Origin of the sequence: Maricaulis sp., assembly GCF_048268525.1 — a bacterium.
Taxonomy (GTDB): Bacteria; Pseudomonadota; Alphaproteobacteria; order Caulobacterales; family Maricaulaceae; genus Maricaulis.
In genome coordinates this window covers 239,426-262,635 of the sequence record NZ_JBLWVH010000001.1, presented here as the reverse complement: position 1 = coordinate 262,635, position 23,210 = coordinate 239,426, and the positions used below count along the sequence as shown (strand labels likewise).

The 23,210-nt window shown below is 61.8% G+C and carries 15 protein-coding genes; 3 read left to right on the top strand and 12 right to left on the bottom strand.

The genetic code is table 11. The annotated features are described in order from the left end of the window. Positions 1 to 12: 12 nt before the first annotated feature. The 3 genes from ACN0X9_RS01060 to ACN0X9_RS01050 all read right to left on the bottom strand — a co-directional run bounded on the left by ACN0X9_RS01060 (position 13) and on the right by ACN0X9_RS01050 (position 6,256). Positions 13 to 1,617 (bottom strand): BCCT family transporter, encoded by a 1,605-nt coding sequence (locus ACN0X9_RS01060; RefSeq protein ID WP_417485783.1) that lies wholly within the window; start codon positions 1,615 to 1,617, stop codon positions 13 to 15. Then, positions 1,614 to 3,623: a sulfotransferase gene (locus tag ACN0X9_RS01055; RefSeq protein ID WP_417485782.1), complete on the bottom strand. Its 2,010-nt coding sequence runs from the start codon at positions 3,621 to 3,623 to the stop codon at positions 1,614 to 1,616. Before ACN0X9_RS01055 ends, ACN0X9_RS01060 begins: the two co-directional genes overlap by 4 nt. A 92-nt stretch (positions 3,624 to 3,715) precedes the next feature. Then, the gene (locus ACN0X9_RS01050) at positions 3,716 to 6,256 is read right to left on the bottom strand and encodes a TonB-dependent receptor (protein WP_417485781.1); all 2,541 of its coding nucleotides are present in this window, start codon (positions 6,254 to 6,256) and stop codon (positions 3,716 to 3,718) included. 342 nt (positions 6,257 to 6,598) lie between these two features. Here ACN0X9_RS01050 and ACN0X9_RS01045 point away from each other — a divergent pair, with 342 nt between their 5' ends. After that, positions 6,599 to 7,069: a MarR family winged helix-turn-helix transcriptional regulator gene (locus ACN0X9_RS01045; RefSeq protein WP_417485780.1), complete on the top strand. Its 471-nt coding sequence runs from the start codon at positions 6,599 to 6,601 to the stop codon at positions 7,067 to 7,069. After that, positions 7,066 to 8,241 (top strand): CaiB/BaiF CoA transferase family protein, encoded by a 1,176-nt coding sequence (locus tag ACN0X9_RS01040; protein ID WP_417485779.1) that lies wholly within the window; start codon positions 7,066 to 7,068, stop codon positions 8,239 to 8,241. Before ACN0X9_RS01045 ends, ACN0X9_RS01040 begins: the two co-directional genes overlap by 4 nt. 3 nt (positions 8,242 to 8,244) lie before the next feature. Here the strand turns inward: ACN0X9_RS01040 and ACN0X9_RS01035 are convergent, their stop codons facing one another. The 4 genes from ACN0X9_RS01035 to ACN0X9_RS01020 all read right to left on the bottom strand — a co-directional run bounded on the left by ACN0X9_RS01035 (position 8,245) and on the right by ACN0X9_RS01020 (position 13,216). Further along, positions 8,245 to 10,284 carry a 3-hydroxyacyl-CoA dehydrogenase NAD-binding domain-containing protein gene (locus tag ACN0X9_RS01035; protein WP_417485778.1) on the bottom strand — a complete coding sequence of 680 codons (2,040 nt, stop codon included), beginning with the start codon at positions 10,282 to 10,284 and terminating at the stop codon, positions 8,245 to 8,247. Positions 10,285 to 10,488: 204 nt separating this feature from the next. Continuing rightward, on the bottom strand, positions 10,489 to 11,265 hold the full coding sequence (locus tag ACN0X9_RS01030; protein WP_417485777.1) for a thioesterase family protein: 777 nt from the start codon (positions 11,263 to 11,265) through the stop codon (positions 10,489 to 10,491). Next, positions 11,265 to 12,089, bottom strand: a complete 825-nt coding sequence (locus tag ACN0X9_RS01025) for an SDR family NAD(P)-dependent oxidoreductase (protein WP_417485851.1) — start codon at positions 12,087 to 12,089, stop codon at positions 11,265 to 11,267. Before ACN0X9_RS01025 ends, ACN0X9_RS01030 begins: the two co-directional genes overlap by 1 nt. A gap of 50 nt (positions 12,090 to 12,139) precedes the next feature. Then, positions 12,140 to 13,216, bottom strand: a complete 1,077-nt coding sequence (locus ACN0X9_RS01020) for a phosphotransferase family protein (protein WP_417485776.1) — start codon at positions 13,214 to 13,216, stop codon at positions 12,140 to 12,142. Between the two features lie 263 nt (positions 13,217 to 13,479). Between ACN0X9_RS01020 and ACN0X9_RS01015 the strand changes: the two genes are divergently transcribed. Continuing rightward, entirely contained in the window at positions 13,480 to 14,736 is a 1,257-nt protein-coding gene (locus tag ACN0X9_RS01015) for a TetR/AcrR family transcriptional regulator (protein WP_417485775.1), read from the top strand. Between the two features lie 611 nt (positions 14,737 to 15,347). Here the strand turns inward: ACN0X9_RS01015 and ACN0X9_RS01010 are convergent. The 5 genes from ACN0X9_RS01010 to ACN0X9_RS00990 all read right to left on the bottom strand — a co-directional run bounded on the left by ACN0X9_RS01010 (position 15,348) and on the right by ACN0X9_RS00990 (position 22,809). Next, positions 15,348 to 18,287 (bottom strand): TonB-dependent receptor plug domain-containing protein, encoded by a 2,940-nt coding sequence (locus ACN0X9_RS01010; RefSeq protein ID WP_417485774.1) that lies wholly within the window; start codon positions 18,285 to 18,287, stop codon positions 15,348 to 15,350. 145 nt (positions 18,288 to 18,432) lie between these two features. After that, positions 18,433 to 19,722 (bottom strand): MFS transporter, encoded by a 1,290-nt coding sequence (locus ACN0X9_RS01005; protein ID WP_417485773.1) that lies wholly within the window; start codon positions 19,720 to 19,722, stop codon positions 18,433 to 18,435. A 21-nt stretch (positions 19,723 to 19,743) separates the two neighbouring features. After that, positions 19,744 to 20,154 carry a Zn-ribbon domain-containing OB-fold protein gene (locus tag ACN0X9_RS01000; protein WP_417485772.1) on the bottom strand — a complete coding sequence of 137 codons (411 nt, stop codon included), beginning with the start codon at positions 20,152 to 20,154 and terminating at the stop codon, positions 19,744 to 19,746. Beyond that, the gene (locus ACN0X9_RS00995; protein ID WP_417485771.1) at positions 20,151 to 21,308 is read right to left on the bottom strand and encodes a thiolase domain-containing protein; all 1,158 of its coding nucleotides are present in this window, start codon (positions 21,306 to 21,308) and stop codon (positions 20,151 to 20,153) included. Before ACN0X9_RS00995 ends, ACN0X9_RS01000 begins: the two co-directional genes overlap by 4 nt. Positions 21,309 to 21,336: 28 nt before the next feature. Then, positions 21,337 to 22,809: an MFS transporter gene (locus tag ACN0X9_RS00990; protein ID WP_417485770.1), complete on the bottom strand. Its 1,473-nt coding sequence runs from the start codon at positions 22,807 to 22,809 to the stop codon at positions 21,337 to 21,339. Between the last annotated feature and the right edge of the window lie 401 nt (positions 22,810 to 23,210).

Here is a 23,210-nt window from a genome sequence, read left to right as displayed (position 1 = left end):
GCTGAACCGCGGCTAGCCTTCCGCTTCAACCGGTTTGTCCTGCGCCGCCTCCAGCGCCCGTTGGGCCCGCAAATCCGACCACAACCCCTTCCAGAGGCTGTAGCAGCACACCAGAAGCACGACCATGAAGGGCAGACCGGCCGTGATCGCGCCGGCCTGCAATCCCTGCAGGGCCTGCGCTCCACCGCCATAAAGCAGGACCGCGGCAACCAGACCCTCGATGGACGCCCAGAAAATCCGCTGCGGCACGGGCGCATGCAGTTTGCCGCCAGCTGTGATCGAGTCGATAACAAGCGAGCCGGAGTCGGACGAGGTCACGAAGAAGACGAAGACCAGGACGATGGCAATCCCCGAGGTGATCGCGGCAAACGGCAGGTGTTCGAGCATCTGGAACAGGACCAGCGAAACCTCGCCGACCCCGTCGGCCAGCTCGCCGATACCATTTTCATACTGGAAAATCGCGGTCTCGCCGAAGGTCGAGAACCAGGCGATCGTGATCAGCATCGGCACGAAGATCACGGCGACCAGAAATTCGCGGACCGTCCGCCCCTTGGACACCCGTGCGATGAACATGCCAACAAAGGGCGACCAGGATACCCACCAGGCCCAATAGAATACGGTCCAGCCATGGAACCATTCGGTGTCCTCGCGTCCGACCCAATTGGCCAGCGGCAGGAAATCGCGGACATAATCGACGGTGTTCTCCCAGAAACCGTTGGCGATCAGCAGCGTCGGTCCGACGATGAAGATGAACAGCAGGAAGATGCCGGCCATGACCATGTTGATGTTGGACAGTACCTTCACGCCGCCATCCAGACCGCGCACCACCGACACGATCGCGATGGAGGTGATGCAGCCGATGACGATGATCTGGGTCAGGATGCCCGGGTCGATCCCGAACAGGAAGTCGAGGCCACTGGCGACCTGTTGCGCGCCCAGTCCCAGCGATGTGGCCAGCCCGAACAGGGTTGCGACCACCGCGAGGAGGTCGATCAGGTGGCCAGGCCAGCCCCAGATTCGCTCGCCGAGAAGCGGGTAGAAAGCCGAGCGCACCGTCAGCGGCAGGCCTTTGGAGAAGGTGAAATAGGCCAGGGCCAGACCCAGGACCGCATAGATCGACCAGGCATTCAGGCCCCAGTGGAACATGGTCGCGCTCAGCGCCAACCGGGCCGATGCGTCGGTGCCGGGCTCAACGCCCAGCGGCGTGCCGAACCAGTCAGTATGATAGGCCAGCGGCTCTGCCGCCCCCCAGAACATCAGCCCGATACCAATGCCGGCGGAGAACAGCATGGCCAGCCAGGACCGGGTCGAGAAATCCGGTTTGGCCGAGCTGCCGCCGATGCGCAGCTTGCCGAGCGGCGAGACCATGACGACCAGACAGAACAGGAAGACCAGATTGACCCCAAGCACGAAGAACCAGTCGAATGTCGCCAGCACCCAGTCTCGCGCCGCGAACAGGCCTGCCGAAACGGCTTCCGGCATCAAGACGGCCGCTGTCACGAAGCCGATCATGATAACCGCCGAGATGAAGAAAACCGGGTTGTGAACATCGAGGCCGAGCACGGAAATATTGTCCTGCCCGATTTCATGATCGGTCTTGTAGAGGCGTCTGGTCATGATGTTCCTTGTCCCGCTCGGGCCAGTATATCCTCACCCAGCGCACGCTTGAGCGGGTCGAGATGCGGTTCGAATTTCTTCCACTGCGCCACGCCCGCATCAAAGATCGGCTGGCGAACCTGTTCCGAACTGGCCGTCCGGACCGCACGCTCTGTCGTGTGGAAATCGACGCAGGCCTGTTCGAATGGCAGGTCGCAATGGTCGAGAATGCGTCGAACCTGGCCTTCAAGGTCTGAGACGACGTCCTCATAGTTCACGCGCAGGACCTGCCCGGGCAGCACCCGGTCCCAATGATCCATCAGCGCCACATAATTTCGGTAGTAGTGACCGATCTCCTCGAGCCCGTAGGTAAATTCCTGGCCTTCCGCGAATAATTGCTTGAAGCCGGAGAAACAGCAGGCCATCGGGTGGCGTCGCGCATCAATGATGCGGGCATTGGGCAGGATCAGCTTGATCAGGCCGATATGCCGGAAATTGTTTGGCATCTTGTCGGTAAAGCGCGGCGCACCGGCCCGATGGATGCGGGTGTTTTCGATATAGTCCCGGCCCAGCGCTTCCAGTTGCCCGGCATCCAGCTCGTGCAGCACCCGCGGATAGCGTGTCTTGTCGCTCAGCCGCTGCCGCCCCCGCAATCGATGCGACAGGGCGAGAATATTGGGGAGTTCCAAAGTGCCGTCGACCTGACTGTGCGAAGCCAGGATTTGCTCGAGCAGCGTGGACCCGGCCCTTGGAAGCCCGACGATGAAGATCGGGTCTGGATCGGCGCATCCCTTGCCCGACTGACTGGCAAACAGCGCCTCGTCACAAATCTCGGCCTGGGCATCGAGCTCCGCCTTCATCTGCTCGGTCGTATAGCGCGTCTGGACGCGTTTGAGCGTGTTGCCCTTCTCGTAGAAGTCGAACGCCCGGGCGATGTCCTCACGATCCTCGAATGCCTTGGCCAGGGCAAAGCTCAGATGGACGCGATCCTGGAATGCCAACTCGCTTCCGGCTTCCAGCGCCTGCATGGCTGTGACTTCGTCATCGGTGAAACGATAGGTCTTGAGATTGGCCAGCCCGTACCAGGCATCCCCGTGATCGGGTTTGGCGGCAAACGCCGCCCGATAGCTGGCGACCGCGTCGTCATGCTGTCCGAGCGTTTTCTGCGCATGCCCACGAGATGTCAGTGTCGCAGGATCGCCGGGCAGCGTGACGAGGATTTCCTCGAACAGCGTCAAAGCCTCGTCATAATTTCCGGTCTGCATGCACTCGATGGCGTAGTGCGACTTGAACAGCGGATTGTCCCGATCGCTCTCCCAAAGCTTTCGGGCCTGATCAAGCGCGGCCGCAAACTTCTGCCGCTTGCGCAGGATCTGGATGTAGTCGAGCCGGAGCTGGGTATTGTCCGGTTCAAAGCCGATGGCGCTCTCGAGCAGGAAATCGGCATCTTCAAGCACGCCGAAACGCGACCCGATCTCCGCCAGCAGTCTCATCGCCTCGACATGATGGGGCGTTTTCTGGAGGAAGGCCCGGCAGAGCTGTTCCGCCTTGAGCAATTTGCCTTCGTGCAGCAGATGGGTGACCGACACCAGCTCGCGCGGCAGGGCATTGATCCGTTCGGCCTGCGCCGCCGCGCCACTGGCCTCTGCCGGACGACCGGCCGCTTGCAGCAATTCCGACTGGGCCTGCCAGCTGGCGACAAGCGCCGGATTGAAACGGCAGGCGCGCTGATAGGCGATCAGGGCCCGGGCGTCGTCGCCCAGCGCCCGCAGGAGATGACCTTCTTCCTGATAGGCACGGCCAAAGTCGGGTGAGGCACGCTTGACGCGGTCAAGCGCGTCGCGGGCTTCTCCGTGGCGTTTGAGGTAACGGGCGCACACGGCCTGCATGTAGAGCGCTTCAACATGGTCCGGAGACACCTCCAGAACCGGCTGCAGCGTCTCCTGAGCCGCATCGAAACGGCCCTCATACATCTCTTTTTGCGCCGTCTTCAGCGCCTGGACGTGGATGTCCGTCTCTTCTGCCACGCAGGGGTCTCCGCCTGTCTTTCGGAAAACAGAAAGCGTCCCCTCCCGGAGACGCTTTCCATTGTGGCCTTGGGCCAGCGGCTTGTCAGGGCCTAGTACTGCACCCCGACACGCACGCCGATCGTCCGCGGACGGATGACCGTGACGCGCTCGCGATCGAAGACGAAGTTATTGGCAATCTCGCCGCGTTCATCAGTGAGATTGTTGGCGAACAATTCGACCGACCAGCTCTCGCCGGTCAGGCCCGTCGTGAAGTTCAGCGAGGTGTAGCCCTCGACATCCGCCTTGTTGATCTCGATGACGTCAGAAACGCTGTCATCGGTCATCGTCACTTGCGGCATCACGTGCGCCATCATGCCGTTTTCCAGATACCACTCATAGCGGACCCGGACATTCGCCTGATAGCTCGGAGCGAAAGCCAGCTCCGAACCGGCCACGATGTCACTCGTCGGGGTCAGGACTTCCGTGATCTCGGTATCGAGCAGCGAGAAGGCACCTACAACGGTCAGACCTTCAATGCTGGCCGGTGCCCAGGTGACATCCCCTTCGAGGCCGCGGATTTCCGCATTGGCTGCGTTGTCCGAGAAGAAGAGGTTGGTGATGGACGGGTCGAAGATCGTCGTCTGGAGGTTCTCGATCTCGACCATGAAGGCGTTGCCGTTGAAGCGGACCTGGTTGTCAAAGAGATCGGTTTTCCAACCGAGTTCGTAGTTGATCACATCATCCGTTTCCAACGCGTAGGGAACGGTGTAGCCACCCGGTCCGGCCGCGCCGCCAGGGCGGTTGAGCAGACCCGGGCGGAAGCCTTCCGAGACCGTCGCGTAGAACAGCGCCCCGTCGGTCGGACGCCATTCCAGCGTGCCCTTGAAGATGAAGCCGTCAGTCGCCGCGACGTCCGGATTTCCGAACGGATTGTCCGGCGCGTAAAGGGCCGAGATATTTGTTCCGAAGACCTGGGCGTCGTCGGTCTGGCCGAAATTGAAGAAGGAGCCGTTTGCACTGCCGACCAGGTCAACTTCGATGTCATAGTAACGAGCACCCAGCGTGACGGAGAACTGCTCGGTCAGGTCAAATGTGGCCTCACCGAAAACGCCGTATTGTTCGTCCGTGCGCAGCACGTCATTGCGGAAGATCACGCCGGCCGGGAAAGGCCCCGGGTCGGAGAAATAGCCCGGCGAAGCCGATCCAACCGCACCTGTCACGGCGAGGTTGGTCAACGGATAGTTCGGGGCGAAACCGGTGGTAACGCCATCAAAGGAGATCGCATTGACCGAACCCGGATAGGTGAAGTCATTGCGCTCGGCCACTTCCATGTCGGAGTAGAAGCCGCCGAAGGTCGCGCGGATACGGCGATCTGCCGGCGTGTTGAAGCGCAACTCCTGCGTGAAGACCTTGGTCCGCGTGTCCGACTGGACGAACAGGTTCGGCGCCTGACAGGTGCCCGACGGGTCGGCCGCACCCGGATAGGAGACCGAGGCGTCACAGATATAATAGGGCAGGTACTGACCGACGAAGAGATAGTCGGAATAGTCGACGCGCTGATCGGTATTCCGATCCGTGTAGGCGCCGGTATAGACCATTTCCAGAGCGCCGAGACGGCCTTCCAGCGTCCAGCTCGTATTGTGGAAATAGTCGTCCAGCTCGTCTTCCTCGAAGCGCTGGACTTCCAGATCGTCGAGGTTGGGATCCATGAAGAACACGCCTTCGGAGTCCAGCTGCTGCTGCATGTGCATGACGGTCAGCGACCAGTCTGCATTGAAGTCGTACAGCGCGCTCAGACGGAAACCGGAATAGGTCGTGTCGTTGAAATCCTTCTCCAGAAGCGACGAATTATTGGCGTCCAGGAAGGTGACATTGGACAGGTCGGCCGTGGACTGGAAACCGGCGCGAGTCGCGCTCACCGGAACGCCATTGTCACGCATTGTGCCGGCAGGCCGGAAACGGGCCGACTCGGACGCGTTGCGGGTGCCCGGAACATTGTCGATATAGCCGCCCTGCTGATCGACATAAACCACACCGCGAAGGGCAAAGTTGTCGGCGACCGGCACGTTGACGACGGCCTCGACCTTGTTCGACATCTCGCCGCCTTCGGTGAAGGACACGGCAAAGTTTGACGAGGCATAGAAGGCCGACGGATCAGGACGATTGGTGATCAGGCGCACCGTACCGGCCTGCGAGGACGCACCATACAGCGTGCCTTGCGGTCCCGGCAGAACCTCGACGCGCGCCAGGTCGGCTGCATAGACGTCGAGGTTTCGGCCCGGCTGCGATACCGGTTGCTCGTCGAGATAGAGGGCGACGTTCGGCGCCAGACCGGCCACACCGGCCGTGGTCAGGTTCGGCGTCGTCGAAGCGAGACCGCGGATATAGATCGTGGCCTGTCCCGGACCGGAACCGCCGGCGGTCACGCCCGGCAGCTGTTGCAGGTAATCGGTGAAGACATCAACGCCGAGCTCGTCCAGCGTTTCCTCATTCATCGCGTTCACGGCAAGAGGAATATCCTGGGTGCTCTGCTCCCGCTTGGTGGCGGTAACGGTAATGACGTCCACCTGGGCGGCGGCGAGGCCGGCCCCGGCAAGCGACAGGGTCGCGGCGGTCAGAAAGGTCGTTGAAAGTGCCCGTTGCTTCATCATGACGTAGTGACAGTCCCTTGTGGCGTTACATTTTGAAGTGTGTGTAGAGATTTCGGTACGGACTGGCCACCATAGCTTTGAGTTGAAACTTTTTAGGCGAAGCATTTCGGGACCGGACCACCCCGCCACCTCACATACAAGCTGCTGAATTAGAATGGTAAATATGCACCCGTTACTTGAATGTGACAGAGCTGGAGCGAATTTGGACATTCTGTTTCACCGGTTTGTCGGGCACAGATTCTTTGACATCGAACAAGATTTCCAAAATCACTGGGCTCAAACCTGTTGGATTTCCGCGAACCTGCGAGTAAATCCAATTAGGACTTCAGACAGGCGAGCCGAATGAGCGATCACGACGAAATTCTTGTGTCCCTCCGACGGATTACGCGCGCGATCGACCTTCAATCGAAGCGCCTGGTCAAAGCGACCGGGCTGACCGCGCCGCAGCTGGTCGTGATCGACACACTTCGCAAGCGAGGGGATTTGTCGCCCAGTGCGATTGCTCGTGCCGTCTCGCTCAGCCAGGCCACCATCACCTCCATCCTCGACCGGCTGACCCAGGCGGGCCTGGTCGAGCGGGTGAAAAGCGACACCGACAAGCGGGTTGTGATGGCGCACCTGACCGAGACCGGCATAGCAGCCGGGGAAACCGCGCCGGAATTGCTTCAGGCCGGTTTCCTGCGATCCTTCCGCGAGCTTCAGCCTTGGGAACAGAACATGCTGATTGCCTCGCTGCAGCGTATCGCCGAGCTCATGGACGCCGAGAACCTCGACGCCTCGCCCTTCCTCGATACCGGCGAAATCACGCAATGAAGGAGGCGGCAGACCGCGCCCTCTCCGGCCTCAAGGTCGTCGAGCTGGCGCGCATCCTGGCCGGCCCCTGGGTCGGGCAGACCCTGGCCGATCTCGGCGCCGATGTGGTCAAGGTGGAAAGCCCTGCCGGCGATGACACCCGGACCTGGGGACCGCCCTGGATTGACCATGAGAGCGGGCGATCCGCCGCCTATTTCCATGCCTGCAATCGCGGCAAGCGGTCCGTAACAGCAGATTTTCGCAGGCCGGACGATCTCGATTTCGTCCGCGCCCTGATCGCCGATGCCGATGTCGTCATCGAGAATTTCAAGGTTGGCGGGCTGGCCAAATATGGTCTGGATCATGCCAGTCTCGCCGGCGACCACCCGCGTCTCGTCTACTGTTCAGTGACCGGCTTTGGCCAAACCGGTCCCTACGCCAGCCGAGCCGGCTATGACCTCGCCATCCAGGCGATGAGCGGCGTGATGGACCTGACCGGCGAGGCCGACGGGTCACCGCAGAGACTGGGCGTCGCCTTTGCGGACGTCTTCACCGGACTTTACGCCACCATCGCGATCCAGGCCGCCCTCGCCCAGCGAGAACGGACCGGCAAGGGCCAGTACATTGATATGGCTCTGCTGGACTCAATGATCGGGGTCCTCGGCAACCAGGCGATGAACTACCTCGCCACGGGAGATTCGCCGCGCCGGATCGGCAATGCCCACCCTTCAATCGTGCCCTACCAGGAGTTCAGCTGCGCGGACGGCCACATCATCATTGCCTGTGGCAATGACAGTCAGTTCGAGCGCCTGGCCAGGGCGCTCGCTCTCGGCGATGACGTACTGGCCGCCAATCGGACCAATGCCCAACGCGTCGGCAACCGCGCGACCCTCGCCGCGCTGATGGCCGACAGGCTGGCGGCCATGCCCCGCTCCGATGCCCTGGCGCTGCTGGAAGATAACGGGGTACCTGGCGGCCCCATCAACTCGGTCGCCGAGGCGTTTCGCGATCCACAAGTCCAACATCGCGGGCTCGAGATCACCTCGGATGGCATTCCGGGAATCCGCTCACCGATTCACATGTCGGGCAGCGAAACGGGGGCAACGACCCGATCCCCGGGCCTCGGCGAACACACCGAAGACGTGAAGACCGAGCTGCGCAAGAAGGGCTGGCGCGGGTCCGGGATGAAATGATCCCTAGCCGTTGAAACGTTCACCGTTTGCTGCCTTGCCGGCGAGATAGGGTGACACCTCGTGCCCGAAGGACTTCAGGCCCGCGACAACAATATCAAGTCCGATCGTGTCGGCCCAGAACATCGGACCTCCCGTATAGGCCGGCCAGCCATAGCCATTGATCCAGACGGTATCGATGTCCGACGCTCGCTGCGCCATGCCTTCGTCGAGGATTTTCGCCCCCTCATTGATCATCGGGAAGAGCAGGCGATTGCGAATTTCTTCGGGTGAGAATGATTGCGGCGCCTGCCCGGACCGGGCGACGAAGGCGGCAATCACCTCTTCAACCTCAGCTGACGGGGTGCGGCGGCGGTTCTCGTCGTAATCGTAGAAGCCCTTGCCATTTTTCTGGCCGCGACGGTCCCGCTCGCACAGAACGTCGCGAATGGTTTCGCCCTTCGAAGCCTCCTTGTTCCAGCCCAGATCCAGACCGGCCAGGTCCGCCATCTGGAACGGGCCCATCGGCATGCCGAAATCCGTCAGCGCGTCGTCAACCGCCCAAGGCGTAATGCCCTGCATCAACATGGCGTTGGCGGCTTGCTGGCGTGGCGACAGCATACGGTTGCCGATGAAGCCGTGACAGACACCGGACACCACAGCAACCTTGCCGACCTTCTTGGCCAGTGCCATCGCCGTCTTGAGCACGGTCGGTGATGTCTTCTCGGCGCGGACCACCTCCAGCAGGCGCATCACATTGGCCGGCGAGAAGAAGTGCAGCCCGAGCACGGCTTCCGGCCGCTGGGTCATGGCCGCCATCTCGTCGACATTGAGATAGGATGTGTTGGAGGCCAGGATCGCGCCCTGTTTGACGATGGCGTCGAGCTTGGAGAAGACCTCCTTCTTGACGTCCATGTTCTCGAACACGGCTTCGATCACCAGGTCGCAATCAGCGAGGCCTTTCATGTCGAGGGTCGGTGTCAGCCGCCCCATGCACTGCTCCACCTGCTCGGCAGTGAACTTGCCGCGCGATGCCGAGCGTTCGTAATTCTTGCGGATGATCGCGACACCGCGGTCCAGCGGTTCCTGCTCCCTTTCCAGAATGGTGACCTCGATACCGGCGGTCAGGAAATTCATGGCGATGCCACCGCCCATCGTACCGGCGCCGAGAATGCCGACCCTGGCGATGGGCAGGACCGGTGTGTCCGCCGGGATATCGTCTATCTTGCTGGCAGCCCGCTCGGCGAAGAAGACATGACGCAAGGCGCGTGACTGGGTGCCGGAGACCAGCTTGCCGAACAGCTCACGCTCTTTCTTCACACCGTCGGCGAATGGCAGTTCAAGAGCAGCGCGGACAGCCTCGATACAGGCCTCCGGCGCTTCAAATCCCTTCAATCGTCGCAACTCGGTCTTGCGGAAGTTGTTGAAGAATTCATCGCTCAATGTCGTGTCGAGCCTGTCCGTACGAGCGCTTGAGACCGGGTGGGATGCGGCGGCACACACACTGCGCGCGAAGGCGATCCCGCTCTCGGCGAGCTGATCATCGGCGACCAGCTTGTCGACCAGGCCGATCCGCTCGGCGGCGGCGGCCGGGATCGGATCGCCCTTGACGATCATGGGCAGCGCCGCTTCGACGCCGACCACACGCGGCAGGCGCTGGGTGCCGCCAGCCCCCGGCAACAATCCCAGCTTGACCTCCGGCAGACCCAGCTTCGCGGAGGCGACGGCAATCCGGTAGTGGCAACCCAGTGCGACCTCCAGACCGCCACCGAGGGCGGTTCCATGAATGGCCGCAACAACCGGTTTGGCGCTCGCCTCGATCGTGTCGATCACTTCCGGCAGGGACGGGCCGACCGGCGGCTTGCCGAATTCGGTGATGTCGGCCCCGGCGAAGAAGGTCCGCCCTTCGCAATTGATAACGACTGCCTTGACCGCGTCGTCGACCGCTGCCTCGGCCATGGCATCGACAAGACCCTTGCGGACAGCCTGACCCAGCGCGTTGACCGGCGGGTTGTTGGACGTGACGACCAGGACATCACCGTCCTTGCGCGTTGTAATTACCGACATCCCCATCTCCTGTTTCTCGACCCTTTGCGGGCGATTGACGCTGCCACTTGATACACTCGACCGACCGGAAGCGGCCCGGCCGCATTTCATACCCTGTATTCGATCAGCGCCGCAAGCATCCACATCTTTAGCCAAATCACTGGCAAACCCATAGCAGGATTCAGGGAAAGGGAGCGGTTGAAATGGGCGAAACCGACAGGGCGATCAGACGAAAATCGCCACGCTCTGCATACCGGTGATGACCGGTTCGCGATCGGCGTTCCAGTGCTGCATGGCCTGGCTGGACGAGCCATGACGGACCAGGTCGGCGGTCGACCGATTGAGCCACCAGCCGTCCGTGGTGACGGGCTCCGCCATCAGCAGATTGATCTGCCAGGTCATCGAGCTGATCGGTCCCGGCTTGGAGAACAGCGCCATGGCAGCCGGCGGCAAGGCATCTCCAATGACCATCAACTCGACCATCGGGTGCAGGCCATCGCGATCCTTCAGTCGAACCCAGCGCATGAAGTCCGGCCTGTGGCGCTCTTCCAGCGGGAGCGCGTGTCGGTACTCCAGATTGCAGGTGAAGAATTTCGGATCCGGGTTCGCCATGGCGGGAGCCGCATCGGCGAAATCCGGAACGTCCGGCCGCGAAGCCTCGGCATGATCGATGCTGGATTCAAGCCCGACCATGAACACAAACAACGCCTTCAGGCCCAATTTCCCGTCGGCGAAAACATTGGCTTCGATGAAGGCGGCGGTCCGGCCACGACGCAGGAGCTCGGTCCTGACCGTGATTGTACCGGCCAGCGGCCCGACAAATGCAATCTGCGCCGAGCGCAGGGGCGGCAGATCCGGCTGTGACCGCATGGCCGCTTCAAGGGCAAGGGCCGCAGTCAGCCCTCCATAGGCCGTGCGTCCCTGCATCCAGGTGTCGGGAATATCCACAGTCAGGGATGACTGTGTGGCTTCAGCGGCGGCCAGTATCTGCGGTAGCGACATCAGTCGTCCTTCAAAGAATCCAGCGCCATCTTTGACGCCTTCTGTGTCGCGGGCGACACCGGGTGTGATGTCGACAATCCGCCATCAACCGGGATGGCCTGTCCATTGACATAGCTGGATGCCGGCGATGCGAGAAACAGCGCCATGGCGGCAATCTCTTCAGGCTCGCCGCCTCGTTGCAGCGGATTGAGCTGACCGATCCGGTCTTCCCGGCCGGCAGCCCGAACCTGATCGTAGAGAGGCTTGGTCATGCCTGTTTCGGTCAATCCGGGGCAGATCGCGTTGACGCGGACATTGGTCCCGATCAGGCTCTGACAGGCGTGCTGGACCAGGTTGATGACCCCGGCCTTGGACGCCGAATAGGCAACCGGACCGGCGCCATGGCGCAATCCGGCGACCGACGCCGTACAGACGATCGACCCGCCCCCGGCCTTCATGATCTCGGGTGCAGCATGCTTGATGAGGAGGAAGGGTCCGATGAGATTGACCCGGAGCACATCGGCCCAGGTCTCTTCGGTAGTTTCGAAGAATTCGGGCAGGCCGCCGGTGATACCGGCATTGGCGTAGGCGATATCGAGTCGACCAAACCTTGCGACTGCCTCGGCGACTGCTGCGCTGACATCCGCGCCCGAGCCGGCATCCATCTCCATCGCGCTCGCCGTCCCGCCGGCAGCCCGGATCGCCTCGGCGGTCTCCTCAACCGCTGCCGCACGATCGCAGACCAGGACGCTGGCACCGGCCTGCGCAAAAAGGATGGCCGATGCGCGACCGATCCCGGAGGCCGCACCGGTAATGATGGCGGACTTTCCCGCCAGACTGAACATGGACATCGCGCCCCTCCCGATTGAATCCGCAAGCACCTGACCGTCCGGCCTCAGGCGCCCGCCTGCCGGGCAAAGTGCCAAGCCCGCTTAGCCAGCGGAACCAGGCGCGCCACGGTCGCTTCTGCTTTGTCACTGGACGCATTGCCGTCCAGGATCCGTTTCTTGATACCCTGAACAATCCCGACCAGCCGGAACAGGTTGTAGGCAAAATACCAGTCCAGCGCCGGGACACCGTCACGCCCGGTCAGGGAGCAATACAGGTCCACGGTCTGATCCAGCCTTGGAATACCGGTTGCTGCGAAATCGACGCCTTCCAGACCGGCACCCCCGTCCTCCCACGGCATCGCCCACTGCATGGCGTAATAGGTGAAGTCGGCGAGCGGATCGCCAAGTGTGGAGAGCTCCCAGTCCAGAACGGCCTTGATGCGGGTCCCGCCGGGCTCGAACAGCGCGTTGTCGATGCGATAGTCGCCATGAATGATCGAGGTTCGGGCCTGTTCCGGAATTGTCCGGGGCAGGAATTCAATCAACCTCTCGACCTCGGCAAGATCGTCGGTCTGGGACGCCCGGTATTGCCGGGTCCAGCGGGCGACCTGCCGCTCGAAGTAATTGCCCGGCCGTCCAAAATCACCCAGTCCGGCGGCGACGTGATCAACATTGTGGAGCCTGGCCAATGTTGTGGTCAGCTCCCGATACATGGCGGACCGGTTTTCCGGCATCTCACCCGGCAGACTGCCATCTGCCAGCGAACGACCGTCGACCAGTTCCATGACGTAGAACATCGAGCCAATCACGCTGTCATCGGTGCACAGGGCACGGGGTTGAGCGACGGGGAATCCGGTCGGATGCAAGGCGGAGATCAAGCGGTATTCGCGATCGACAGCATGGGCCGACGGCAGGAGCGGGCCGAAGGGTTTGCGACGCAGCACACAAGACGCGTCGGCAGTGTCCAGACGATAGGTCGGATTGGACTGCCCGCCGGGGAATTTCGTCAAGCGGACCGGTCCCGTGAACCCGTCGATTTCCGTCGCAAGCCAGGCGGCCAGCCGGTGCAGGTCAATTTCTTCAGGCGGTGACGCCCCGGCCGCAGCTGCCCCTGTCGCAGCAGTCCCTATCGAAGCAGTCATAGCGCATCCCGGTCGAGAAACCCTCGGCGCGGCCATCCCGCGCCGCAGCAAACTAAGACATACCGTTTCCTCGGTAAATGGTTACACTGCGCCCCGACAACACCGCATATGAGCCCTGAAAACGTTCTGATATCACGATCTTTTTACAATCCATCAGAGGCGATCGCGCCATACCGGTTTTGCTATCGCAATGGAGGGATGACTCGCACAATCGACACGTCGGGCCGCGTGACCAGATAAACAAACTCTGCTAAGCGAATGATATGAATGCGACTCCGAAATCCACGGACACGGCGAAGACCCGCCGCTTCCATCAAAAGCGCGAGCTCATCCTCGACGCCGCCGCCACACTGATCAACCGCCATGGTGTGCGCGGCATGACCTTCGTCGACGTCGCCCAGCTGGTTGACCTGAACACCACCAGCATCACCTACTACTTCAAACGCAAGGAATTGCTGGCCGCCGCCGTGCTCGAGCGCGCACTCGAGCGGATCGAGGACATGGTCGCCAACGCCGCGTCCGAAGCAAATCCGAGAGCGCGTGTCGAACGCTATATCCGGCTGAATTTCGATCTGCAGGCGCGCATCAATGCCGAGGTCGAACGCCCGATCGCCGTGATCTCGGACATTCGCGCCCTGAACGAGCCCTTCGGCAGCGAACTCACCACGCGCTATGTCCAGGTCTTCCGCAAACTTCGCACTTTCTTCGATGCGCCGAAGAATGCCGAGGAAAAGATCCTCGGCACCATTCGTGCCCACGTCCTGGTCCAGAACATGTTCTGGCTGCCGGCCTGGCTGTCGCAGTACTCGACCGGCGATTATGAACGCGTAATTCACCGGATGATCGAGATTTTCGAACACGGCATCGCCATGGATGGCGCTGGCTGGACACCGGCCCTCCTTCCGATCGACGAGTCGGAATTGAAGGTCGGCATTGAGGGCATGCCCGGCAATTTCGCCCGCGCCGCGACCTTCCTGATCAATGAACGCGGCTATCGGGGTGCTTCGGTCGAGCAGATCGCCTCGGAACTCAACGTCACCAAGGGCAGTTTCTACCATCACCTCGAAGCCAAGGACGAGCTGGTTCTGGAGTGTTTCCGACGCTCCTATGGACGGGTTTCGCTGGTCCAGCGAGCCGCGACCAAGGCGGGTGGTGATCACTGGCAGCAATTATCCTCCTCCATGGCGACGTTGCTGAATGTGCAGCTGTTCAGCGAGTTTCCGCTTCTGCGGACAACGGCATTGCAGGCCCTGCCCAATGAATTGCGCGATGATGTTCTGGACCGCTCCAACCGCATGGCACGACGCTTCGCCGGCATGATGATCGATGGCATTACCGAAGGCTCGGTGCGCCCGATCGACCCGCTTGTCGCCAGCCAGGCGATCATGGGGGCACTCAATTCGGCCCATGACCTGCGCGACTGGATCCAGGGCGTCGATCCGGATGCGGCCTTTGCCTATTACGCCTCGACGCTGGCCTACGGCCTGTTCTCACCGCCCCCCAGACCGTTCAAGGACTGACCCAAGCGCCAATGGCGCCACGGCGTGATCGCCTGGCGTTTCGGGTAGAGAGGGGAACGGGATGTCGGCCAATGCCGTCAACCGGTTTGATTTGAAAAACGTGACATCGCCGACATCCCGTTCGCGGAGTTTTCCCGGACGCTCTCGCCCCCGATTCCAATGCGTCAGGTAGATGGGGTCGGTCGTTTAGTGCCCCGCGACCTGGTCGCACGCCCTGCCGGAGCTTTGGAGTGTCACATCCAAGGCGCGGACAGGCTCCGCTCGCTTCCGGGCACAAGTGACTGAGCTCGCGCCTCCCGTCCCGAAAACCAAAGGCATTATCGCCTGGCTGGTAGGGGTGGGGATAAGTTTGTCTCTGTCCCCACCCTACACACCGTCATCCCGATGGCAATCGGGACCCAGACTGCGACGCGAAGCCGTTGCCAAAATTGGTGAAATCGCGCCTGCGAGACTAGGTCCTGACCTTCGTCAGGATGACGATTTGTGTGCGTTGTGCGGGGGATAACCCGCCCCTCCTCGACCGGGGAGAGGCCCCGGAGCGCGAAGCCCAATCCACTAAAAAGGGCCCCGACCTTTCAGTCGGAGCCCTTTTCGTTTCTCACCTTGCCGGATCAGAATTCGGTATTGAATCCGACCCGGATCACCCGGCCGACCGGATTTCCGGTGAACGGGTCGTAATTGTAGTCCTGCCTGGAAAAGCTCGGATCCTCATCGGTCAGATTGATGGCCGTGAACGAGAAGGTCGTTGCATCACCAAAGTGATAAAGCAGGTTGAAGTCGGTCGTCAGCTGACTGGCGATCGTGCCTCCCTGCGTCAGGACCGGATTGCCGACGATGTACGGGTTCGGGGCGAACGGCCCGGTTCCCAGGTCAGCGCGCTGATCCCGATAGCTGTCCGTATAGGTAAAGGTCAGTCGGGTATCGATGTTTCCGACCGTGTATTCGAAGAAGCCTCGCCCCTTCCATTCCGGCACCGGATAGGCGGTGGTCTGGAAGTTCATGAAGCCGACACCGTCGAAGCCCTGCTGGACCACAACGCCCTCAACCGTCTCATCACCCAGCTCATTGCCGAGCATGTAGGTGGCGGTGATTCCGGCATTGAGCGTGCCGCCCAGAACATCCCCGAAATCATAGTTGAGAATGAAATCGACCCCTGAGCTGGTCAGGTCCCCACCATTGACCACTTCAGTGCGTACCCGCGCGATATTGGCTGCCGCACAGGTACCGGCACCGGCAACGCCGCCGCCATCATTGAACTGGAAGCGCTCACGCAGACCGTCGAATGCCGGATCGGTACAATTCGCCGGATCGGCAAAGAGGGTGGCGACCATGCCCGACAGCGGCTCGGTATTGATGGTGTCCTGAATTTCGTACCGGAAATAGTCCACGCTGGCCGTGAAGTTGTCGGTCGAAAACAGCGCGCCTATGGAGTAGTTGGTCGCCGATTCCGGGGCCAGAGCCGGATTGCCGAAGACGTCGACAGGCCGGAAGCTCGATGCAATCACCTGCAATGAAGTGACGTTGGAGTTGACCGTCTGCTGGGCCGGTGGCCCGCGGAAGGTTGTTCCGGCGGAGCCGCGCAGGGCAAAGCCCTCGGAAATCTGCCAGCGAGCCGTCACTTTCGGGTCAAAGGTCGAACCGGTCTGACCACCATAGTCTTCATAGCGCGCCGCCAGCTGGACATTGAAGTCATCCGTCACGGGAAGCTGCAGCTCGCCGAAGATGGCATAGACATCGCCATCGGCATCACTGTCGGCATTGGATCCAAGGAAGGCCCAGGCGCCTGTTTGCGGATCACAGGTCGTATTGCCCGAGACCGGAGTGTCGCGACACGGATTGACGGCAATATTGTTGTTGTCGCCATAGGCGGCGGAATAGGTCTCCCGCCTGTACTGACCACCAAACCCATAAAGCACAGGTCCGCCCGCGAGCTCCCAGCCGGTTTCACCGCTCAGCGTGGCTTCGGCGACGAAGAGCTCGGTTTCCAGTGTGGTTGTTCCGCGCACGAAGAACCAGTTGATCAGTTCGGCACTGTTCTGGTTGGGCTCGGCACCCGGCCGCTCGACCCCGGTGACAGCATTGGCCGGCGCCTGGTTTCCGAACGGGTTGTACCACATGCAATCGCCAACACCCGGTGTACCGGTGGCCGGATTACAATTCGGTCCGCCCAGGCCACCCAGCGCCAGCTGGACCCGATCGCCGAAGCTGTCATAGCCGTCATAGAAGCGCTCATAGCGGTGATAGGTGACGTTGACGTCGAACGATGTGGTGTCGTTCAGCTCACCGTTCAGCCCGGTGGAAATCCGGAAGCTCTCGTTTTCACGCAGGCCCGTCGCCGACCCCAGATCGTCCGGGTGTCCGGCAAAGGCCGGGTTGCCGCCGGTGAGAAGCGGGCGGAACAACAGAGTGGGGAACAGGGCCGCGACCGTTCCCGCCGGCACGATGCCGGGGTTTTCCGTGACCATCTGGATGAAGCCCGGATTGTTTCCGGGAACGATGAAGCCGCTCGGTGACCCACCGACGCTGACCGACGGCGACTGGGTCAGCAGATACATCGGCGAGGTCCGATAGTGCGGCACCTCGTCATGGCCGAACAGGATGCTCATCTCCCACTCGACATTGTCGGTGAGGTCGATCCCCATCTCGGCCCAGAGCTGGTATCGATCCTCTTCTTCGACCAGCGCGTCAAAGCCTGTGTATTGCGTCCGGCACCAGTTGGCCGCCGTCACGAAGCCGCCCAAGGCGGCACAATCCGGGTCTGCCCGAAGGCCACCGATCGGGGCCACGCCGACGCCGGGGATAACACCCAGCGGCAGGAAGGTTGCGGGGTTGCCGCCGCCCGTCCAGCCACCTTCCGGATTGGCCTCAAAGTCCTGCACGGCGAAGTCGCGATCCATCGCCAACAGCTCCGAGCGGTGCTGATAGCCCGCCGCGATCAGCAGCCGGAAATCATCGCCCTGGTGACCGAAACTGCCCTGAAGCGTGTAATCGCCATCGGTATCTGAAATGAAGGAGTAGTCGCCGCCGAAGCGAAAACCGTCCTGGCCGGAGCGGGTGATGAAATTGACCACGCCGCCAATGGCATCGGATCCGTAGATCGCGGCCGCGCCATCCTTGAGAATTTCGATCCGCCCGATTGCCGCTGCCGGCAGCAGGTTGAGATCAACAAACGGGACCCCCGTCCCCGCCGGCACCAGTCGCCGGTTGTTCAGCAGCACGAGCGTTCTTTGCGGACTGAGACCGCGCAGGTTGACCGAGGCCATGCCTTCGGTGGCCTGGGATCGACTATCGAACTGGTTGGTGTCGCCGATGACCCCGCTCGAGACCGGCAGCGCCTTGATCAGCTCGACCGGTGACGGATTGCCCAGACGGGCCAGTTCTTCGGCGGACAGGACATCGACCGGCAGGGCCGCGTCCTCCGGCGTTCCGCGAATGACGGAACCGGTGACGATGATAACATCGTCTTGCGCGAAGGTTGCCGCCGAAGCTCCGGCCATCATGGCCAGGGCGGTCAACGCACTGCTCGCGCGCATAAGACCTTTAACAGTCATAGTCTCCTCCCAGACTGGTGCGGCTGCTTTGTTTTTGAACATACCGCACATTCGATTAGATCAATCGGAATTTGGCAAGTCAAGGAAATAGGAGACGTTTGCCCAAGCAGGTAAGGCTAATTCGTCGCTGCACTGCGGCATGACCCTAGGCGTTCAGATGACGCGGTTCGCGTACTGCGGAAACTAGAACACCCAAAGCCGCCAGCAGGCTGACGATCGAGATGACAAAGACCGGGACCAGGCCGGCAAAGCTCGCGATCAATCCACCAACGATCGGACCAAGCGTCGCCATGCTCGTCTCGACCGTCGTTGAAAGGGCCAGCCGCATGGGGATGTCGTCTCGGTTTCCGAATTCGAGAACCAGCGTCGTCGAACTCATCATGTACCCGGAGGCTGCCGCTCCCAATCCGAAGAAGGCGACCAGAAAGTGCCAGGGCGTATCAGCAACGACCATCACGCCGAGCGAGACGATCCATGTCGCAACGGTCAGGATGAAAACCAGTCGAAACCCGAACCGGTCGCCCAGGGAACCCCAGATCAGGTTGGTCAGCGTGTCGGCCCCCAGAAACGCCAGGGAGAACAATCCGATGGCCGCCCCGTCCACCTCCATCTTCTGACCCGCATGGATGATGCAGAACGGAATTGCGATCCGGCCGGATGTGGCCAGCATTTGCGCGATCAGGAAGTTGCGATAGTCACGATCGACCAGCAATTGCGGAAATTCTCGCACCCTGTCCATCACGCCCATCCGGACCTTGACGGTCGGACTCTCCGGCTCGCGCATCACCAGCCACAAGGCACCCAATCCGAGGCTGGTCAGCACGAAGGCGACCATGAAGGTGGTCGCATAGCCATTTCCGAACGCGTTGTTTTCGATCAGGTGCGCACCGGCCCACCAGGACAGCGCAGCGGCGATCGCACCGCCCGCCACATTGCGCCAAGCCTGCAATCGCCCGCGCATGCGGACCGGTATGACCTTGGACAGCACCACTTGGAAGGCGACCCGCTGGGAGCCCAGGAAGAAGCCGAACAGAAGCAGGAAGAAGAACGTCGCCGCGAGCAGGACCGACCCGGTCAGGAACCAACCCGCCAGCGCCAGCCCCAATAATTGTATCCGCATCAGGATGCCGATGGTCATCGCAGCCGGCATGACCAGACGGCGGTGCTCGATATGGGCGGCCCCCATCACCGGTGACGCGATCGCCCCGAGCTGGATCAGGGCTTGGCCGATCCCGACGAAAATCGGCGAACCGGTCAGCATGTGCAAATAAGCGGGCACAAAGGTCGGCGCGAAGATCAAACGGAAGCCAGTCATCCCCAGCATGCCGTGAGTGAAGTGGGCGATATAGTTGCGCCGAAGATTGCCTTCCACGAAATCGCTATAGACCTGCTCGGGATCGACCGGGACCGTCGGCTTGGTGGTCGGCTCACTCACTGGTCGGCCCTGGGGTCACGTTCAGACTCCAGCCGGCGCGAAGAAAGGAAGGTTCGGACCGGCCCCCTCGCCGTCGGCGTCGCTGGGCCGCGGCGCCAACCGCACCCGCCGGCCGATGGCCAGACCGTCCAGATCGTCGGCGACCAGATTGGTCAGCACGGCCGGCCCTTCATCCAGCACAACATAGGCGACCGCGAAGGGCGCCCCCTCGCCGCGTCGCATAACCGAGAGACTGTAGATCTCGCCCAGCCCCGCCGTGTCGAGCCAGCGCGTCTCTTCGGATCCACAATGCGGGCATATATGGCGGGGATAGTAGTGGGACTGGCCACAATCGTCGCAGGACCTGATCCGCAGGACGCCTTCGGCCAGCCCGTCCCAGAAGGCCTGCGTTTCCGGATTGGGCTGCGGGGCGGGAAGCTTGCGCGCACTCATGACTGACGCTCCAGGATGATGGTGGCGGCGCCATGACGCGCCCCGAGCGAGCCACCAATGCCGGTGGCGACGGCGAGGTCACAATTCGGGACCTGGACAGCCGGAGCCGCCTCACCACGCAATTGCCGCACCGCTTCGATCACCTTGGTGATGCCACCGCGGAACATGGGGTGATTGTTGCACAGCCCGCCGCCATCGGTGTTGAAGGGCAGCTTTCCGGTACCGGAAATGAGATTGCCGTCGGCGACGAATTTTCCGCCTTCGCCCTTGGCGCAAAAGCCCAGATCCTCCAGCTGCATCAGCACCGTGATGGTGAAGCTGTCATAGATGGAAGCGTATTTGATGTCGGCGGGCGTCACGCCGGCCTCCTCGAACGCGCGCGGACCGGACTTCGCGGCGGCCGACACAGTCAGATCGAGGCCCAGACCTCCGGACGGCCCCTTGGTCGCCTCGCCGGCGCCGAGAAGGGAGATGACCGGGCGGTCGAGGGTCTTCGCGATCTCCGGCGAAACCACGACCAATGCACCGCCGCCATCGGTCGTCACACAGCAATCGAGCCGGTGCAGCGGGTCGGCAATCATCGGACTGTTCACGACGTCCTCAACCGTCACCACCTTGGGCAACATGGCGTGCGGATTGTGTTGGGCATGGTGCGAGGCGGCCACCTTGATCCAGGCAAGCTGCTCGGACGTCGTCCCGAACTCATGCATGTGACGCGCGGCGCACATGCCATAGCTGGTGTGATTGGTCAGCCCGACCCATTGCTCGAACGCATTTTCCGGAGCACCGGGCCGGAAGCGCTGCACCGCCTCGGAGCGTGGACGCCCGGCCAGGGTGATCAGGGCGACGGAGCATTTGCCCATCGCAATCGCCTGTGCCGCATGGGCGACGTGCTGGATATAGGTGCAGCCCCCCATCTCGGTACTGTCGGTGTGGCGGATATCGAGACCGAGATAGTCGATCATCGAGATCGGTCCGAAACCCGGCGCATCGGTAGCGCAGAAATAGCCGTCCACATCCCTCAGCGACAGGCCGGCATCGGCCAGAGCGCCGGCCGCACACTCGGCATGCAGCTGCGGCGTGGTCATGTCCGGCGCAAGACGGGTGGGATGCTCGAAGGCGCCGGCGATGCAGGCGGAATTACGCAAACTCATGCGAGCTCCTGTTGGGGGTAGTCGGTGATCATTTCACGACCGGCTCCACATCAACCGGCGCGGCATTTTGCGCCTCGAGGGCGGCGAGGTTGGATTCGTGATTGGAGCGGTCAATGCGGTAGAATTTGAGAAAAAGCGCCCCGCCGATGAACAAGAGCGCCATCGTCGGAATGTAGAGTTCGGCCAGGCTGGTGATGACATCCGGATCAACCCCTGCCGTACGAGCATTGGCGGGCATGCCGACAATGGCCAGCATGATGGACGCCACCATCGCGCCAAATCCGGAGGCACATTTCTGCATGAAGGAATTGGCCGAGTAGAACAGCCCCTCGGCCCGCCGCCCGGTCGCGATGGCGCTCTCATCAGCAACATCGCCGATCATCGCGTGAACGAGAATGGCGGAGGAAATGGCGCAGGACGAGTACAGCGATGAGATGACGAAGAGGGCCGGCAGGAGCATCGGGTCACCATTGGCGTAGAACAGGCCCAGAAGCCGAAGCACATAGGGGGAGACAGCGAGCAAAACCCCCGTGACAGCGAGCAGGAAGGCCGCACCGCGCTTGCCGAAGCGTCTGGATATCCACGGCGCTACCAAAAGCGCGAGGAAGGCACCCAGAAACCCGTCCAGCGCGAGAAGGGCCATTTCCTGGTTACCCAAGCCCCACAACAGGGTCCCGAAATAGAGGATGAGCGCCGAACTCATGCCGATCGCCGTGTATTTGAGAATGCCGAAGGCCAGCACGGCCAGAAAGCCCTTGTGGGAGAATGTCCGCCCCATCAGCATGAGCGTCTGGAAGGGATTGCGGACCTTTGGCGGTGGCAGATGGCGCAGATATTTGATCCGGTTATGGGTTCCGAGGGTCGAGACCAGAATGGACACGATCATGATCAGCGCGCCGGCCCAGCCAAACGCTTCATAGCCGGCCGGATTGGTATAGCCGTGCGGGTGTTCCGGTGTCGCGGCCAGAAAGAACCAGAGCGCGATGAAGGCCAGGCCGATCCCGCCAAAATAGCCGAAGAAAAAGCGATAGCTCGCGATCGAGGTGCGCTCGTCATAGTCGGAGGACAGTTCCGGCGCGAGCGCCGAGGACGGAATTTCATACAAGGTGATGAAGGCCCGCACGCAAGATGCCACGACCACAATATACCAGAACAGGCCGACACCCTCGAGCCCGGCCGGCGGGAACCAGAGCAGGAGAAAGCTTCCGGCCGCCGGCAGCGCCGCGGCATACATGAGCGGGTGACGTCGCCCCCAGCGCGTTCGCAAGCTGTCGGATATCTGGCCCACGATCGGGTCGGAAATGGCGTCTATGATCATCACCACAAGGATGGCCGCTCCGACCAGCCCGGCCGGCGCGCCGATCACGAAATTATAGAAATAGAGCAGGAAAACCTTGAAGGCCGCATCCTTGACGCCATACGCCATGGATCCGACGCCATAGAGAAGCTTGGTGATATAATTGATCGGTGGCGCCGCAATGGGCGCCGCAATATCGGTCATGCTTCCTCCCTGCGGGCGCGCCTTTGCCGGCGTCTGCCCGGTCTCGCATTCGACCCTGTGGACCCCGGCAGGACCTCTACACAGACAGGTTTTCATGCGATGGGTATGAGCATACTTGTTTTATGAAAACCGGCAAGACCCCGGGAATGAACACGCTTTCGTATCGCTGCGATCCGGAAATCTTCAGCCGCTGACCAAATTTGAGGACACGGTCCGATTTTCTCTTGCCCCGCACCCGTGCCGCCGACTAAAACGGGCGGCATATCCGTTGGCGCAACAGGGAGAATGGACGCGCTGCAGAGCCGCAAATCGCCGCAAGCCCCGGCAATCCGGGTTTTCGAAGCCGCCCTGCCAGCAACGCCCGACCCCTGACCGCCGCAAGTCCCGAACGCCCCTTATTC